This is a genomic window from Gluconobacter sp. OJB (genome assembly GCF_039638275.1).
Classification (GTDB): Bacteria; Pseudomonadota; Alphaproteobacteria; order Acetobacterales; family Acetobacteraceae; genus Gluconobacter; species Gluconobacter cerevisiae.
The window spans coordinates 486,052-501,742 of the sequence record NZ_JBDIWH010000001.1; the positions used below are offsets into that span (position 1 = coordinate 486,052).

At 50.4% G+C, this 15,691-nt stretch carries 14 protein-coding genes; 7 read left to right on the forward strand and 7 right to left on the reverse strand.

Features of this window, described 5'->3' with window-relative positions:
• The first annotated feature begins 5 nt into the window (after nucleotides 1-5).
• The 3 genes from ABDK74_RS02290 to ABDK74_RS02300 all read left to right on the forward strand — a co-directional run bounded on the left by ABDK74_RS02290 (nucleotide 6) and on the right by ABDK74_RS02300 (nucleotide 2,565).
• Nucleotides 6-821 carry a DJ-1/PfpI family protein gene (locus ABDK74_RS02290; RefSeq protein ID WP_346002542.1) on the forward strand — a complete coding sequence of 272 codons (816 nt, stop codon included), beginning with the start codon at nucleotides 6-8 and terminating at the stop codon, nucleotides 819-821.
• A gap of 154 nt (nucleotides 822-975) precedes the next feature.
• Nucleotides 976-1,458, forward strand: coding sequence for a DUF4440 domain-containing protein (locus tag ABDK74_RS02295; RefSeq protein WP_346002543.1), 483 nt, complete (start codon nucleotides 976-978; stop codon nucleotides 1,456-1,458).
• Nucleotides 1,459-1,485: 27 nt separating this feature from the next.
• Complete coding sequence (locus ABDK74_RS02300; protein WP_346002544.1) at nucleotides 1,486-2,565, forward strand: NAD(P)H-dependent oxidoreductase; 1,080 nt, start codon at nucleotides 1,486-1,488, stop codon at nucleotides 2,563-2,565.
• Nucleotides 2,566-2,670: 105 nt separating this feature from the next.
• On the opposite strand, the gene ABDK74_RS02305 is transcribed toward ABDK74_RS02300, so the two are convergent.
• On the reverse strand, nucleotides 2,671-3,285 hold the full coding sequence (locus tag ABDK74_RS02305) for a carotenoid oxygenase family protein (protein WP_346002545.1): 615 nt from the start codon (nucleotides 3,283-3,285) through the stop codon (nucleotides 2,671-2,673).
• Here ABDK74_RS02305 and ABDK74_RS02310 point away from each other — a divergent pair.
• Nucleotides 3,284-4,639 (forward strand): IS1380-like element IS1247 family transposase, encoded by a 1,356-nt coding sequence (locus ABDK74_RS02310; protein WP_006473457.1) that lies wholly within the window; start codon nucleotides 3,284-3,286, stop codon nucleotides 4,637-4,639. The genes ABDK74_RS02305 and ABDK74_RS02310 overlap by 2 nt on opposite strands.
• 13 nt (nucleotides 4,640-4,652) lie before the next feature.
• On the opposite strand, the gene ABDK74_RS02315 is transcribed toward ABDK74_RS02310, so the two are convergent.
• Nucleotides 4,653-5,723, reverse strand: coding sequence for a carotenoid oxygenase family protein (locus ABDK74_RS02315; protein ID WP_346002546.1), 1,071 nt, complete (start codon nucleotides 5,721-5,723; stop codon nucleotides 4,653-4,655).
• Nucleotides 5,724-5,799: 76 nt separating this feature from the next.
• On the opposite strand from ABDK74_RS02315, the gene ABDK74_RS02320 reads away from it, so the two are divergent.
• On the forward strand, nucleotides 5,800-6,375 hold the full coding sequence (locus ABDK74_RS02320) for a TetR/AcrR family transcriptional regulator (RefSeq protein ID WP_194255568.1): 576 nt from the start codon (nucleotides 5,800-5,802) through the stop codon (nucleotides 6,373-6,375).
• A gap of 20 nt (nucleotides 6,376-6,395) precedes the next feature.
• Here ABDK74_RS02320 and ABDK74_RS02325 read toward each other — a convergent pair whose 3' ends face one another.
• The 5 genes from ABDK74_RS02325 to ABDK74_RS02345 all read right to left on the reverse strand — a co-directional run bounded on the left by ABDK74_RS02325 (nucleotide 6,396) and on the right by ABDK74_RS02345 (nucleotide 13,446).
• Nucleotides 6,396-7,343, reverse strand: a complete 948-nt coding sequence (locus tag ABDK74_RS02325) for a helix-turn-helix domain-containing protein (protein ID WP_346002547.1) — start codon at nucleotides 7,341-7,343, stop codon at nucleotides 6,396-6,398.
• A gap of 150 nt (nucleotides 7,344-7,493) precedes the next feature.
• Nucleotides 7,494-8,741 (reverse strand): SLC13 family permease, encoded by a 1,248-nt coding sequence (locus ABDK74_RS02330; RefSeq protein ID WP_346002548.1) that lies wholly within the window; start codon nucleotides 8,739-8,741, stop codon nucleotides 7,494-7,496.
• 68 nt (nucleotides 8,742-8,809) lie between these two features.
• Nucleotides 8,810-9,646: a polyphosphate kinase 2 family protein gene (locus tag ABDK74_RS02335; RefSeq protein ID WP_346002549.1), complete on the reverse strand. Its 837-nt coding sequence runs from the start codon at nucleotides 9,644-9,646 to the stop codon at nucleotides 8,810-8,812.
• A gap of 29 nt (nucleotides 9,647-9,675) precedes the next feature.
• Nucleotides 9,676-12,300: a plasma-membrane proton-efflux P-type ATPase gene (locus ABDK74_RS02340; protein WP_346002550.1), complete on the reverse strand. Its 2,625-nt coding sequence runs from the start codon at nucleotides 12,298-12,300 to the stop codon at nucleotides 9,676-9,678.
• Nucleotides 12,301-12,682: 382 nt separating this feature from the next.
• A protein-coding gene (locus tag ABDK74_RS02345; RefSeq protein WP_346002506.1) for an IS5 family transposase occupies nucleotides 12,683-13,446 on the reverse strand; the annotation gives its coding sequence in 2 pieces (ribosomal slippage) (nucleotides 12,683-13,113 and nucleotides 13,113-13,446; 765 coding nt in all).
• Between the two features lie 790 nt (nucleotides 13,447-14,236).
• Here ABDK74_RS02345 and ABDK74_RS02350 point away from each other — a divergent pair.
• Nucleotides 14,237-14,968, forward strand: coding sequence for an SDR family oxidoreductase (locus ABDK74_RS02350; protein WP_346002551.1), 732 nt, complete (start codon nucleotides 14,237-14,239; stop codon nucleotides 14,966-14,968).
• Nucleotides 14,969-15,027: 59 nt separating this feature from the next.
• Nucleotides 15,028-15,687 (forward strand): MBL fold metallo-hydrolase, encoded by a 660-nt coding sequence (locus tag ABDK74_RS02355; RefSeq protein WP_346002552.1) that lies wholly within the window; start codon nucleotides 15,028-15,030, stop codon nucleotides 15,685-15,687.
• Nucleotides 15,688-15,691: the final 4 nt, after the last annotated feature.

The window sequence follows — 15,691 nt, forward strand, 5'->3', positions numbered from 1 at the left end:
CAGAGATGCCAGAAATATTCGATGAAACGACCTTGGAAGAGTTGAGCGAGGCAGGGAGTGCACGGCGGCGCATGATGTTAATCGGGAGCGCTGCGATTGCCGCAGCGGCGGCAACGCGCCTTCTGCCGCAAAGCGCACGGGCGGCTGTGCTGGGGACAGCCGAAAAGCCTATCGATTTTCTGTTTGCGATTTATCCGAACGGGACACTTCTCGATTTTGCCGGTCCCAACGAAATCCTGTCTCGCATTCCCAACACGAATGTTCGTTTTGCCAGTCCTGAGGGCGGTTTCGTCACGCTGGAAAAAGGCATTGTTTTCGGGCCGACGGAGAAACTTTCCGATATCGACAAGGTCGATGTCATTTGCGTGCCTGGCGCCCTAAATCTTTCGGCCATGATGAAGCCCGAGATACTGGGGCATGTCCGGCGTCTGTCTGAGACAGCGAGATATGTGACCTCCGTCTGTACCGGATCGATTATCCTCGCAGCTTCAGGGGTTCTGAAGGGACGTCGAAGTGCCTGTCATTGGGCATTCCTGAACGTACTCAAGGAGTATGGAGCCATTCCGGATTCCGCACGTATCGTGAAAGATGGCCGTTTCATGAGTGGTGGTGGGGTGACGGCCGGTATTGATTTCGGTCTGGCGATCGCGGCTGAACTCCGTGGGGCGCAGGCCGCGCAGGAAGTGCAGCTTCTTGTGCAGTATGATCCGCAGCCGCCATTTCATGCCGGAAGCCCTGCTGAGGCGCCACCCAAAATCCGCGACACTGTTTATAAAATGTTGCCCGGATCCAAAGACGGTTTAATGCGCCCAATTCTTTAATTGGGTGAGCAGATCTCGGAGATTTCTGATCCTAAAAACAAGCGATTATTTATTGCAAGATCCGATAAATAATCGTGCGGCATAACAGGAAACCAACCTGTCAGTGGTCTCCAGACATTTTTAAATTACCTAGAGGGCTCCCTGAGCAATTCATATGAAATTAGTTCTTACTAAGATCGCTCCTTTTTGTATCGTTGCAAGCGTCACTATCACTCCGATTGCAGCTTATGCTGATCGTCCTCAAAAATCTGTAGAGACAGCTATCAAAGCTGAAAACAATCGTTGGGCCGATGCTTTTAAGCGGGGCGATTATCAGGCTATTGGTCGTCTTTATACTGAAGATGGAACACTGCTACAGCCCGGCGGCAAGCGGATTGCTGGCGCTGCAGCAATTTCGAAATATTTTACGGACGGATATGCGGGGACAGAACCGGATACGGTGACGTTCAATAGTTTTGAGTTCTACGGAAATGATAAAGTTGTAACCGAAGTTTCGAATTCGATTGTTCGGGATCATGACGGAAAATTAAAGTCCCGTGGCAAGCAAATTCTTATTTTTTTAAAGCAGAGCAATGGCTGGAAACTTCATCGCGATATTTGGAACGACGATGGTCCATTAAAGTCAGATGAACGCTGATTCAAGAATTTTACTATTGGGTGCCCCATGCGTAAAAATGTTCTTATTCTCTACGCGCATCATGATCCGAATTCATTCGCCAAAGCAATGTTGGATTGCGCTCTTAAAGCCCTTGCTCAGCAGGGGTATAACACGCGCGTATCTGACCTGCATGCCATGAAGTTCAAAGCCGTCGCAGATGACGCTGACTTTATCACGCCTCGGCCGGGTGGCGGACCGGGTTCGGGTACTGACTACCAGTCACGCCAGCGGGTTGCTTCAATCAATGCGGGATACACCCCCGACATTCTTGACGAGCTGAACAAGCTGGCTTGGGCCGATGCAGTTATTTTTTTATTCCCGCTGTACTGGTTCCACGTTCCGGCAATTCTTAAGGGCTGGTTCGACAGGGTATTTGCGTATGACCGGATATATAGCAATGAACACCCAAGTCTCGGTGCTTACGGGAAAGGTGGTCTGAAAGGCAAGCGTGCCTTGATCGGCACGACCCTTGGTGCCTCTGAACCGCGTCAGGGAGCGGTCCCAAGCAGGCAATCCGAGCGGTTTGAGGCAATCCAGAATGGCTTGCTGGCTTACGCAGGGTTCGATGTAATGCCTCCCTTCTACGTCTGGTCCGTTGCGCATGTCAGCTCGGACCGTCGCGTCGACTACTTGAATGCGTGGAAGAAGCGCGTCCTCGGGCTGTTCACTGATATTCCTGAACTTCTTGCCGCCGATGGCCCCTCACCCCAACCAAGTGCACTGAAGGGCCGGGTGCGGAAACCGAATGAAAAGATCTGGCCTTACGGAGGCGACCAGACTATCGCGGACTTCGCAGTGGTGCGGATATTAAAGGCAAAGCCCGGTCAAGCATCGACACTGTTGCAAAAGCTCAAACCGCTGGTCAGGGCAGCCAGCGCAGATAATAAGATTCGAATCTGCGCCTTGTTAAAGTCACTGGATGACAAAGATGATATATGGATGATCCAGACTTTCGAAGATATGGACGCGTGCAAACGGGATGAAAGTATAGCATCAATGTCCACGCTTCTTGAGGAAATCTCTCCACTACTGTCGAGACCATATGAGGCTATTTCTCTAGTCCCTAAACTCGCAAAAGGTCTGTAGACAGAAATAAATATTTTGCAAATTACGATTGAGCTGTTTCCCGTTTCTGGTGTCGATAATGAGGGGAAATCTTGCTCCCCTCTCCCGACAACCAGAAACTCGAAGTCAATCTGTCGCGGACATAGTGGCGCGATCCGCGACCCATTCTCCGTGAAAACCAAACGGAACCCGGACTGGCAGGCGTATAGTAGCGACAGGCTCTCCGGTAAAATCCTGAGCATCCAGAATGACGACGTCACTCAGATTTCGGGCTGCATCGTATACGTAAGACATGATCCAACCCTCATCTTCGGCAAGTGCCTCTGGCTTGCGCACGAAGATGGGCTCCAGCGTCATTCGGTCCGGGCCATAGTGATGTATTTCTGTACTTCCCCGCAGCATGTCATGTTTCATGGCCGGTCCGAAGCGCACGTCCTGGCCCCAATGGGCTGTGTAGCCGAAGCGATAGGACTGGCCACCGAACCGCTCATTGATGCGTGGAAACTCAGTTCCGTGATCGTCAAGGAGCGTCTCGCTCAAGCGTCCGGAACGCCGGTTGAGCGTCCAGCGTACAAGTTTGGGCGCACCTTCGTTCGGGCCATTATGATCGCACTCGAACATGCGGGGATGACTGGCGAGATCAATCCCACATTTCCCAAGTAAGGCGCTGATTTCGCTGTCCTGACCATTATATTTCCTATATAAAACATGGTGTTGAAGGCTGCGAGGGGCGCGTTTCATGGATCACCCAGAGGGTGCGGGCTTGCAACGGGCAGATCGGGTGGATTTCGACCCTCGCGTGCGGCTGGAATTTCGCGGCACGCAGCTCAGTTCCGACGGCGGCCTTCTGGTGATGCGCGAGCTTGATGACGCGCTCGGGTTGTCCGATTTGGCGTCAGCGGCGCTGCGCGATACTCGCTCTGGCAAGAACACGGTCCATCGGCTCGACGGCCTGTTCCGGCAATCAGTCTTTGGGCGGCTGGCCGGATACGAGGATGTCAACGACGCCAACCGTCTCGCCTGCGATCCGGTCATGCGCCAAGTTGTCGGCGGCAGAGCGGTCGATGCACAAGCGGCCTCGGCATCGCAGATGGGACGGTTCGAGACCGAGACGCTGGCTCTGGCCGGGAACCGTGCCGCGCTGGCCGACCTGAACGGGCAATGGATCGACCGGTTCCATGACCGTAACGGGCTGAAGTACATCGTTCTGGACATGGACAGCTCGGTCAGCCCGACCCATGGCGACCAGGAAGGGTCCGCCTGGAATGGCCATTTCGACTGTAGCTGCTATCACCCCAACTTTCTGTTCAACCAGTTCGGGATGCTGGAACGCTGCGCCCTGCGCCATGGCAACGTCCACAGCGCCGATGGCTGGCGTGATGTTCTCGACCCCGTCATTGCGCGCTACGCGGAGCGCGACCTTGGTGGCAGGTTCTTCCGGGCCGATGCTGCCTACGCGATCCCGGCGATCTATGAGCGATTGGAAGAAGCGCGGTTCTTCTACGCCATCCGGCTGCCCGCAAACGCGGTCCTCAAGGACAAGATCGCGCATCGGCTAACGCGCCCTGTCGGGCGGCCGTCACTGACCAAGGTCAAGCGGTTCTTCGAGGAATTCGAGTATCAGGCGGCGTCCTGGGACAAGGAACGCCGGGTGATCGCCAAGATCGAATGGCATCCGGGCGAACTGTTCCCGCGTGTCGGCTTCATCGTCACCAACCTGCCGATGGAGCCGGACTGGGTGGTGCGGTTCTACAACCAGCGCGGCACCGCCGAGCAGCACATCAAAGAGGGCAAATACGCCTTTCGCTGGACGCGGCTGTCGTGCCGGAAGTTCCGCGACAATGAGGTGCGGCTGCAACTGCACGCCCTGGCGTACAACCTGGCCACCTTCTTGCGCTGCATCGAGCTGCCCGAGGCCATGGCCGACTGGTCGTTGACCAGCCTGCAACTGAAGCTGATCAAGATCGGGGCACGTGTGGTCCGTCACGCCCGCACCATCACCTTCCAGCTGGCCGAGGTCGCTGTCACCGGCACGATGGTACGCGCCATCCTCGCCGCTATCCGCCGATTGCGAGCGCCACCGCTATGCGCATGATCGCGATCCACGCTCAAACTGAACGAAAGCGGCTGGACAGATCTGTCCGCTGCGCTGAAAAACGCCGCCCCTGGGCAAGGAAACAGCGGCTTCGCGGTCTGATCCGTCCAGATCCAGCAGTCTGCGCGACCGCAGGTGCCGCTTGCGGCAGAAAATCCTTGTCTAGCGCTCGGATACAGGCGATCTTCACCTCAAACGCCACGCCACTTGGGGAATGCAGGTCAATGAGGGTCAGGTGGCCATCGTCATAAGCATTCATGAAATGGAAAACAAAGCAGCGTGGGGCTTCGAACCATTGGATGTTCGTGACGTCTCCGTTGCGGGGCAACAACCCAATCCGCGCATCCCGTCGCTCATCCCAGAGCCAGGGGAATTTCGCCTTCGCATGCTCGGGCTGAAACGTGACAGGCAGATCGGGTATGACGACGAACGACGAGGTAAATGCCATATCGTGGATCAGTGGAATATGGGGCAAATCAATCCGCGCTTTCGTCGTGGCATATCCGTTCTGCCCGAGCGAAACATAGCGAACAGGCTGTCCGGGTTCATAGGCGAGAGCGTGCTGTTCGCCGGTTATGGGATCGAATTTTGGATGGCCGGTGAAGCCGGCTTCAAGAGTCCCATTGAAATCTGCACGCGCGATGCTGTCCAACTCGTAGTTTAGTTCGACTGGAAGGCTGCCTGCTTCGACAACGGCATAGAGTTTTCCTCCAACACTGGTAAAATTCGTGTTCACGCTGCCATCACGCAGACCGGCACCAGGCCCTCCGAGCGGGGGCAATTTCAGAGCGGCAACCACAGACGCATCCCTGACATAACGGCTGCGATACCACTCTGCCCTTCCCTCCCTCAGGCGCAGACCATGGGCCATGCCTGATCCTGAAAACCAGTGATATCGTGCGGGGTCTGGAATACTGGCGGGGTTGGGACCGATACGGAGCAGACGGCCATTCAGAGCCTCGGGAATATGGCCGATGACTTCCAGATCGAAAGTGGTCGTTTCGGCTTCGATCGGTTTGAAATTATTGGCGAGATAAGATGCACCTGAATGTTTGGGAATGGAGGAATTTGGTGTCAGCGGCATAATGGTCTCCAATGTGATACACCATCACATTGTCATGCATTGATCCAGTGTCAACTTAAATGTTATACGTCATCACATGAAGCACAGCGCAGGCGCAAAATCCTCCGGTTCTCGTAAAACCTATCATCATGGCGCTCTGCGGAAGGTGTTGCTCGATGCAGCGCGGGCGGAAATCGCCGCTCATGGGGCGCGGGGTCTTTCCATGGCATCACTGGCACGCAGGGCTGGCGTGGCGCAGTCGGCGCCCTACCGTCATTTTAGCGACCGTGAAGACCTGCTTTTCTCCGTTGCGACAGATGGGTTCGAGCGATTTACCGAAGCTCTTCTCGAAGCCGCGTCGGACGGAGACGATATGAGCGCGCTGAGCAGGATGGCGGCTGCCTATCTTGTGTTCGGGGAACGGAATGTAGAGCTTTACCGCCTTATGTTTGCATCGGGTCTGGTTCCGGGGGCTGCATCCGACAGCCCCCTCAAACGCGCAGCGAGCGCAAGTTTTCAGCCGCTTCTTGATCGCGTTACGGCTTTGGATTCGCCGACATCACATCTGTCCGCGCATGTCAGATGGGGGCAACTCCACGGTCTGGTCATGCTCAAGGCTGATGGGTTCATTCATGATTCGGTGGAGGCACTGATGGGCGTCATATCTTTTTAAGATCATGGCGATGTCGTCATTTAGAGCGAGTTGTCCTGACGACCGGCGCGACGGATTGCCTGAGGTGGATGACCGTGCAGCTTGACGAACGCGCGGCGCATGCGCTCCGGATCGGAAAACCCCACGGATTTTGCGATCTGCTCAATCGGTTCCGACCCGCTTTGCAGGCGGCCACAGGCCGCTTCCACGCGTAGGCGTTCCACTGCTCTGGCCGGTGTCTCCCCAGTCTGACTGCGAAAAGCACGTCCGAACTGGCGGACGCTTAACCGGGCGGCTTCCGCTAAACGTTCGATAGGGAGCGGTTCGACCAGATGATCCCGTGCGAAGGCAAGAGCCATGCGGATACGGTCTGATTCCGGCTCCATCTGGGACATGGCCGAGAACTGCGACTGTCCGCCGGAGCGGCGATAAGGAACAACAAGTTCTCGAGCCACGTCGCGTGCGATTGCGATGCCGTGGTCAGTTTCGATGAGGGCCAGTGCCAGATCGATCCCTGCCGAAATGCCTGCGGAAGTCCATACGTTGTGGTCTGAGATGAAAATACGATCCGCAACGACCCTGATCTGGGGATAACGCTGTTGCAGTTCCGGTGCGAGACGCCAATGGGTTGTTGCGCGGCGACCATCGAGCAGTCCGGTCTGTGCAAGAAGGAAGGCGCCTGTACACACGCTCGCGACGCGGACAGTGTTTACCGTGAGATTTTTTGCTGCTGCGACTACGTCAGGACTTTGAAAAGGGTCGATATCTCCGCCTATGAAGAGAACCGTATCAAACGCCGCGTTACGGGAAGACTGAGTATGGATGGGGACCCCCGAACTCCCTACAACGACGCCTCCGCACTCAGAAATTACCGTTAAACGGTAGGCCTCCCCCTCAATGAGAATATTCGCTTCTTCGAAAGCGCCTAAGGGGCCCGCAAGGTCGAGGATGCGGTGGTTCTGGCAAACAAAAAATCCGATATGATGCATGGTCTGAATTTAAGGGAAAGCCGAAATTCACGCCATGATTTTTTTTCGAAATGCCTGCTCTTAAGTTTTGACTGTCAGATTTTGCAAACGGCTCCCAAGAAACACAACAATAATTAGGGGAAAATAGCAGGATCTTTATTGTCCTATTAATTAAGATCTCATAAGAAAAAAGATCCAGACCACTGCCATCAACATACAAATTATAGAAACTGGAGCGCCCACGCGCGTAAATGTTTTAAATGAAATCTTCACTCCACAAAGAGCGGCCTGTTCAACAACGATAATACCTGCAAGACTTCCGAAAATTATTAGGTTACTAAAAAAACCAGTTCCTAAAGCAATGGCTGAACCCATAGCGTTAACATGTGTTCCAGGATTTAAAAATGGAACGAGCAACATAACAGTCGGATTGTTTCCAATAATATTACTTAAAGTAGCGCTGGTTAAAAACAATGCTATGGGGTTATTTAAATCAACACCGACTGTGTGAAGATGTGACAAAATATTTTGTGGCAATCCTGTATTAGACAAGGCTGCGTTTACAATAAATAATCCAGATATCAACAGCAAAAGATTAGCATCGACCCTATGAAGAACATCTTTAGAAGAAATTTTACGATTTAACAACAAGATTGCGGCAGCAGTTAGAGAAACTAATTCTTTTGGCCAAAAATCCAAAACGAATATAATAATAACAGCAACGGTAATGATGGCTGCCTTGCAAGTTTCCTGAATATTTAAAGGCGTTATTACAGGATTCGTTGTTGATACGCAGCTGGAAGTATCTGATTTATTTAAGTCGAAATTTCCCCGATACATCCAGGCAACAACGCCCCATACAACCGGCAGCGATAACAAAGCAGGTATTCCAGCTGCAGATAAAAATCCTGTAAATGAAATCCCGAGCTCTTGTGCCGCGATCATATTTTGTGGACTGCCGATTAAAGTTCCGGCTGATCCGGTGTTGGCTGCAAAACAAAAAGCGAGTAAAAATGGTACAGGATTAAGTCCTCGAGCCAAAGTGACTGATACTAAAAGAGGCGTCATAGCGACGACAACAACATCGTTTGTTAAAAGTGCAGAGAGACAACCAGAAACAGCAACAAAGACGGCCAAAAGCGTTACTGGCCCGACAGATAAAGTAGCGACTTTACGTGCTGCCCATTCATAAAAACCAGATTCAGCAAACGCACCTGATACGACCATCAAGCCAAAAAGCATGCCAATCGTTCGATAATCTACCGCCACCCAAGCTGCTTTAGCGCCAATACTACCTACAGCCATCATAGCCATGGCGCCAATCATGGCCGCCCCGGTACGATCGACTTTGAAGCCAGGCAATTTGCCTAGCCCCATCGCCAAATAAACCATTAAGAAAATAAAAAGAGTTACATTCATGAATCGTGCCAGTCAAAACATCAAGAGCATTAAAGCTCAAGCCGGAAGAACGGTCTTAACCGATTAAATTAAAGATTCTTCTCCTTAGCCTGATGATACTCTTCTCTGATTTTTTCAATATCAACAGTAGGCTCTGGGAAAGCCAGATTCATATCCTGAAGGGTCTTCCATATAATATTGGATACAGCGAGATTCCTAAACCATTTGTTATTTGACGGAATGATGTACCAAGGCGCGTGTTTTGTTGAACATTTTTCCATCATGTCCTGATATGCGTCGGTATATTTATCCCAATACTCCCGCTCTTTATAATCAGAATCACTGATTTTCCATTGTCTGGCAGGATCATCCAGACGTTGACGAAAGCGTTCCAATTGCTCTTCTGGGGTAATATAAAGAAAGAATTTCAGAATAGTCACATTGTTCGCGACCAGCATTTTTTCAAAATCATTGATGAGATCATATCGATTTGACCAGATTTTTTTTGGAACAAGGTCATGCACTCTTGTTACCAATACATCTTCGTAATGTGATCGATTAAAAACTCCGACTTGTCCTCGGCCAGGTGTGTGTGGATGGACACGCCACAAGAAGTCATGAAGCTTTTCTTCTTCTGTCGGTTGCTTGAAACCCTGTATGGATGTTCCTTGAGGATTCATTGCTTTCATGACATGCCAGCAAGTGCCGTCTTTTCCGGCAGCATCAATGCCTTGAAGAACAATTAAAAGAGCGTGCTTCTTTTCAGCATATAGTTTCTGCTGGTGCTCCCCGACACGAGCCTGATGATTTTCAATGTCCTTTTCAGCTTCATATTCTGATTTGTAGTGAGCATGGTAAGAAGCATCGACATTTTTCAGGCGAACGATTGTTCTTGGTTTGACGATGAGTTTACGACGTAAATCCATGACATACATTCCTTAATGATTATTGTTAGTTACTTTTCGGAAATAGGGTGAGATAATTTCTGGCTATTTTTTTCACGTTTCGTCATTTGCGAATTAGTGAAAATCTTAATTCCGTCAATAATTACCATCCAAACAAGAGCATATGCCCAAACAACAGCAATCATGATCCAAGGTAACGCTGGAACAAGAATACCGAATACGCAGAGCAAAACTGCCACAATCTGTGTTCCAACCACTGCAAGAAAGAGCGGGCGGCTAGGATAAGGAGGTCTAAAAATCGTATGCCGCGTTCGCACGACTAACAGAAGCAGATGGCCACCGGCAGCAAGCTGGAGGAAGATCATTGTCTGGAGATGAGCGGTTGTTAGCGGAACTATTTCCATCAACCATGGCGTATGCATCCAAGCAATACCAAGAAGTAGCAGACCAAAACTTTCGGCTAAAGACGCAATCCCCATAATTGAAGAAAAGGAAATAATGCGATGCATGTCCCAGCGCACGGGTTGAGGAGACGTCACAACATTATCGTATGCAATCGTCATAATCGGGATATCGTCAAGAAGAGCCAACACCACAATCATAATGGCCGTCAAAGGCTGAAAGCCAAAAACAAGATAAGAGGCGACAACCAAGAACATAATATCGATCGTCATTGCGATACGATAATAAATGTATGATGTGATACGTTCGAAAATTGCTCGAGCTTCCACTATCGCATTTACGATCGTTGATAATCCCGGTGCTGTCAGTACAAGTGCTGCTGCGGAACGTGCTGCATCAGTAGCTCCACTCACAGCAACACCGCAATCTGCCTGTTTTAAAGCCGGAGCATCATTAACACCATCTCCTGTCATGGCGACGATATGACCGCGTTCCTGCAGAGCTTTAACAATTTCAAATTTATGTTCAGGGAAGACCCGCCCAAACCCATCTGCAGCTTCAACCGCGCGCGCCGCATCAACCGGAATTTTATTTGGGTTCATATCAGGTGAAAATATGTCACTTGCCTTAAGCAGGTGCTCCCCCAACCCTAATTGATGTGCAATTTCCGAACCAATCGCGACATCGTCACCTGTGACCATTTTCACGGATAGCCCAAGCTTTTTTGCTTGGGCAATTGTAGCCGCTGCGTCAGGACGCGGAGGGTCCAGCATAGGCAGAAGCCCTAACAAGACCCAAGTCTTCCCGTCGTCGTGAGAAACAGCCACGCCCAAAGATCTGGTTCCGTGACTGGCTAACTCGGAAACCTTGCCAAAATATTCGGTTGTTGGAGTACTATCATTCGAGCTGATTACTCCTTCCGTCAGCCCGCATAACTTCGCAATAACCTGCGGTGCTCCCTTGGCATAACGAAGGTTATGTCCCGTAACATCCTGCACAATTCCGACTGTTTTCTTATTAACAGGATCAAACGGAATAAAGTCCACGCGCTTATAGGTGCCAAGCGGATTATTTTCTGGAAGCGCTTTAAGAACAGCAAGGTCAATTGCATCCGTACTTTCCGTTTGCGTTGCCAAAGCGGCCGCGATGACCAAATCATCTGCCTTTGCAGTTCCAAATGGAATCGGCGCCTGTAATGTCAGCTTGTTTTGGGTAAGTGTTCCTGTCTTATCCGAACACAGCACATCTACGCCCGCCAGTTCTTCAATAGCTGACAGACGGGATACAATGGCTTTTTGTCGCGAAAGAGCGAGCGCTCCAAGTGCCATTGTAACCGACATAACTGCGGGCATGGCCACCGGCACGGAGGCTACAAGAAGAACTAGGACAAACTGGGCAATAGCCCCTGCTTCACTCCAATGCCAGATAGCGTTATGAGCTAAATCGCGCCAGAGTTGCGCTCCAACCAACACAACAGCAAGTGCTGCGGCAAGAATAATCAGGAAGTCGCCGATACGCAGAACAGCCTGTTCTGCATGCGACTTGCTACCTGCAGATGCTACCAACTTGGCCGTACGACCAAAAAAAGTATTATTACCTGTCGCTGTAACCAAACCAATCATGGATCCTTGCCGCGCAATGGATCCAGAATATGCCCCGTCACCAATTTTTTTAGAAACAGGTAAAGATTCGCCCGTTAAAGCAGCCTGATCAACTGAAAGATATTTTCCGTCAATTAACAGAAGGTCTGCAGGAATAATTTCTCCTGCGGCAACTGTTACAACATCTCCTGTCACAAGATCGGTTGCCGTAATCGAAATCCAAGCCCCATCGCGGCAGACGGAGGCTTTGAGAGCCAAACCTTTTTTTAAGGCCGCGAGAGCGTTTGCGGCTTTATTATCCTGCCAGAACCCGATAGCAGCATTGTAAAGAAGCAGACCAGCTATAACAAAAAAATCTGGCCAGTCGGCGCGTAAAAATGAAATAACCGCCGCAATCTCGATCATCCAGGGAATTGGTCCCCAAAAATAACCCAGAAGTTTCTTCCAACGACTCTCTTCGTGCGCCTGAATTGCATTTGGACCATCTTTCGCGAGACGATCCTGAGCTTCTATAGAAGTCAAACCTTTAGGCGATGTTTTTAATTCAGAAAATTTACTCTGAATTTCTGTTGAATTTAAAGTATCTAAATTAAGATTTGAATCTGTGTTTTTTGTTTTAATTTGCCCCGTGGGCCGTGAAGGAGATACCTCCTCCACAGAAGAAGATGACATAATAGTCTCCGAAAATACGTATAAACTTTTTTTACAATAAGCAAAAAAAATATAAATTAACTAAAATTATTTATTAAATAAAATAGAATATTATCACAATATGCGGCAATAAATTATTTTATGGAACTTTTCTTTCTGATGTGAAGATAGATAAGGTTTCATTAATTTAAATATTTTTATTCTACATATTGAGCTGTATTTGTTTGGAAAGATATATTTTTTTTGATTATTGCCCGCTTGGCACCGCTTCGTCAGAGACCGGCGTTGGAATAAAACTGGCAAGCGGGTCTTGAACAATCGTCCGCCCCGTATCTGGAAGGTCGGGGTGACAAGGCATAACGCAGAACTTGCCCGACCTATACCTCAGGCCTAGGCTCAGGACTCATTCTTTGAGGTAGAAGATGAAGGTTGCTGCGATATGGATTGCGGACATGAAGATATGAGCGCATCGGTCGTATCTGGTCGCAATACGTCGCCAGTCTTTGAGTTTCGCGAACATGTTTTCGATGAGGTGGCGCTTTTTATACAGATGCCAGTCGTAAGGCAGCTTTGATTTCCGGTTCTTTTTCGGGGGAATACAGGCAGTGATATTGCGTTCTGCAAGCGATAACCTGATCCGGTTGCTGTCATAGCCTCTGTCCCCGATGACTTCTTCTGTCTCTTCGGGGAGATCTGCCAGCAGCACGTCTGCGCCTTTGAAGTCACTGACTTGTCCTGCTGTCAGATAGAGGCGAACAGGCCTGCCCTGACTATCGCACACGGCATGGAGTTTTGAGTTCAGGCCGCCTTTTGTCCGTCCGATATGGCGGGGAAAAGCCCCTTTTTGAGTAGAGACGCCGCCGTTCTGTGTGCCTTGAGGTGTGTTGCATCGATCATCAGGCGCTTTGAACGGCCAGCCTGTTCTGTCAGGGCGACAAAGATCCGGTCGAAGACACCCAGGCGGCTCCAGCGAATAAAACGATTGTATAAAGTCTTGTGCGGGCCATACGCTTTCGGAGCGTCTTTCCACTGAAGCCCGTTGCGGATCACGTAAACGATTCCGCTCAAAACACGCCGGTCATCCACACGGGGCACTCCATGCGGCAGAGGAAAAAACGGCTCAATCCGCTCCATCTGGCGTTCAGACAGCAAAAATACGTCACTCACAGCCTTACCTCCATCGGTAAGCCTGTGAATCACAACGTCTCGCTCAGTTCAATATTTTAATAGGTCCTGAGCCTGGTTGAACCGGGAGATCACAAAAACCTCCAGTCCATGGGAGCAAGTTCGGATGCGCCCCTCCCCCTATGACCGGGTACATCAATTCATCGGGGCCACGCAGTCGATACTCCCCGACGCCAGAGAATCTACTCCCCCGATGTTGAGCTAATCTTTCCGGTTTCAAGTCAGCGCCACCCAAAGGTACGACTTTTCCTAGACAGCAGATACTATACTCGAAGAGACGGCAGGTCATAGTGCAAGAGAACGAATGGGCGCATGACCACTCGTTTTTATGTCGATGATGGTCGGCGCCTTTTTGCGCCCCGCAGGTCCGCTCCGTCAAGACAAAAAAGCCCTCGCGCCGCCATTGCAACCTTGCCTGCCAGCGTGATCAGGCCATCCTTGATCGCATATCTTGTTCACGGCTGAAATATTGCTCTCATTACGGATGTAAGTACGTTCTTCAGCAGGTATCCTAACTCTGGTCCGTCAAAGTAGCGCTAGTTAGGGAAAACCTGTTCCGTAAGATCATTCCGGTCTCAAATAAGATCGTACTTCATATTTTTTGCTGAAAATCGGGACTACGTCTCCTGTCCCTGGCATGCATGTATCACAACCACCACATTTAAACTTCAACCTATGTCACTTCCTTCTCGACGATTCCTATCTTATGATAGCTATAATCTCCTCATATCGTTTGAGATTATCGTAAGTCAAAAACCAAGGAAGTTGGAACATGCGGATATCAGGCTCAATTGCTATCGTTACCGGTGCATCTTCGGGTATTGGAGCAGCAACGGCCCGGCTGTTGTCCGCTGCAGGGGCAAAAGTAATTTTGCTTGCTCGCCGCGAGGAACGGATCAAAAAGCTGGCTGGGGAACTTAACGATGCTGTCGCGATCCGCTGCGATGTAACGGATCGCGACCAAGTCGACCAAGCAGTTAAGGAAACTCTCAAAATCCACGGGCGCATCGACATTTTGATCAACAATGCGGGACAGGCGCTTCAGGCCCCTATTGAGCAGATTAATATCGATGACTTCCGCGATATTTTCGAGCTGAATGTCTTGGCACCTCTCGTTATAATGCAACATGTCCTTCCCGCCATGCACAAGCGGGGCGCAGGAAGCATCGTTAATGTGAGTTCCGGTATCTGGTTCCACCCACTTGCGGAAAGCGCTGCCTACAGCGCAACCAAAGCGGCGTTGAGCACCATATCGGGGGTGGCGCGAGCCGAACTCGAAAAAACCAACATTGCGGTATCCGTAATTTACCCTTTCATTACCGAGACAGAACTGGTCGCATCAATCAAAGCTGGAGCAGAATCAGCCAAGAAACTGGAGGCTCCCATTTCTGCGGAGCGTCAGCGTCCTGAACAGGTTGCAGAAAAAATCCTCGAACTCGTGCGATCGGGCGAAAAACAGGCAGATTTGGTACCGGTGCAATACGGCGGCACTTACGAAGGCTGAATGATGATGCGTCGTAGGAGGATGTCTTCGATGTGCCTATTTCTCGTTTGGATTAAGAAATGATTCGTGAAGTCTCGAACAAGGATATTTCGCTGCCGAGTCTCTTTGTCACGGAGGCTGGAGACCTACCCTTCATGCAAGGCGTCGAGGTGCGATCCTATCTGATCAAAACAGATAAAGGATTTACTGCAATCTATAATTCGCCAGGTCTTTCCAAAGACAAAAATGCGATCGTTGAGCTGGGCAGGCCCTCTGCTCTCCTTATGAGCCATTGGCATGAGGCCATGTATAAAGCACCTGAGCTGGGCATAGCTGCATATGTTGCCGCTGCTGACCTCTCTCAAACCAAAGCTTCCATGTCAGGAGCTGTAGATTTAGCAACTTATCTGAGCAGCGATAATACGATCGAGATTATTTCTACACCAGGACACACAGCGGGATTTTCCATGTTCCTCTGGACGTGTGGTAATCATCGAGTGCTGTTCAGCGGTGACATGATCTGGTCCCACCATAACCGGTGGGAAGCAGTTGTTCTGGATGAAAGCAACCGTCAGAAATATATCTCAAGTCTGGAGACCATTGCGGGACTGGACTTCGATGTCTTGGTACCGTGGGTTTCTATGCGTGGCGAACAGTATCCGATCCTGAGCGACAGGCCTTCAGCACGTAATAAAATATTGAGAATCATAGAGCGCCTTAAAGGCGGTGAAGTGACTTGAATTG

Coding starts and splice junctions, on each gene's coding strand:
- ABDK74_RS02320 (WP_194255568.1), top strand. CDS start 5,800: ATGAAGCACAGCGCAGGCGCAAAATCCTCCGGTTCTCGTAAAACCTAT.
- ABDK74_RS02340 (WP_346002550.1), bottom strand. CDS start 12,300: ATGTCATCTTCTTCTGTGGAGGAGGTATCTCCTTCACGGCCCACGGGG.
- ABDK74_RS02290 (WP_346002542.1), top strand. CDS start 6: ATGCCAGAAATATTCGATGAAACGACCTTGGAAGAGTTGAGCGAGGCA.
- ABDK74_RS02350 (WP_346002551.1), top strand. CDS start 14,237: ATGCGGATATCAGGCTCAATTGCTATCGTTACCGGTGCATCTTCGGGT.
- ABDK74_RS02330 (WP_346002548.1), bottom strand. CDS start 8,741: ATGAATGTAACTCTTTTTATTTTCTTAATGGTTTATTTGGCGATGGGG.
- ABDK74_RS02355 (WP_346002552.1), top strand. CDS start 15,028: ATGATTCGTGAAGTCTCGAACAAGGATATTTCGCTGCCGAGTCTCTTT.
- ABDK74_RS02295 (WP_346002543.1), top strand. CDS start 976: ATGAAATTAGTTCTTACTAAGATCGCTCCTTTTTGTATCGTTGCAAGC.
- ABDK74_RS02325 (WP_346002547.1), bottom strand. CDS start 7,343: ATGCATCATATCGGATTTTTTGTTTGCCAGAACCACCGCATCCTCGAC.
- ABDK74_RS02305 (WP_346002545.1), bottom strand. CDS start 3,285: ATGAAACGCGCCCCTCGCAGCCTTCAACACCATGTTTTATATAGGAAA.
- ABDK74_RS02310 (WP_006473457.1), top strand. CDS start 3,284: ATGGATCACCCAGAGGGTGCGGGCTTGCAACGGGCAGATCGGGTGGAT.
- ABDK74_RS02335 (WP_346002549.1), bottom strand. CDS start 9,646: ATGGATTTACGTCGTAAACTCATCGTCAAACCAAGAACAATCGTTCGC.
- ABDK74_RS02315 (WP_346002546.1), bottom strand. CDS start 5,723: ATGCCGCTGACACCAAATTCCTCCATTCCCAAACATTCAGGTGCATCT.
- ABDK74_RS02300 (WP_346002544.1), top strand. CDS start 1,486: ATGCGTAAAAATGTTCTTATTCTCTACGCGCATCATGATCCGAATTCA.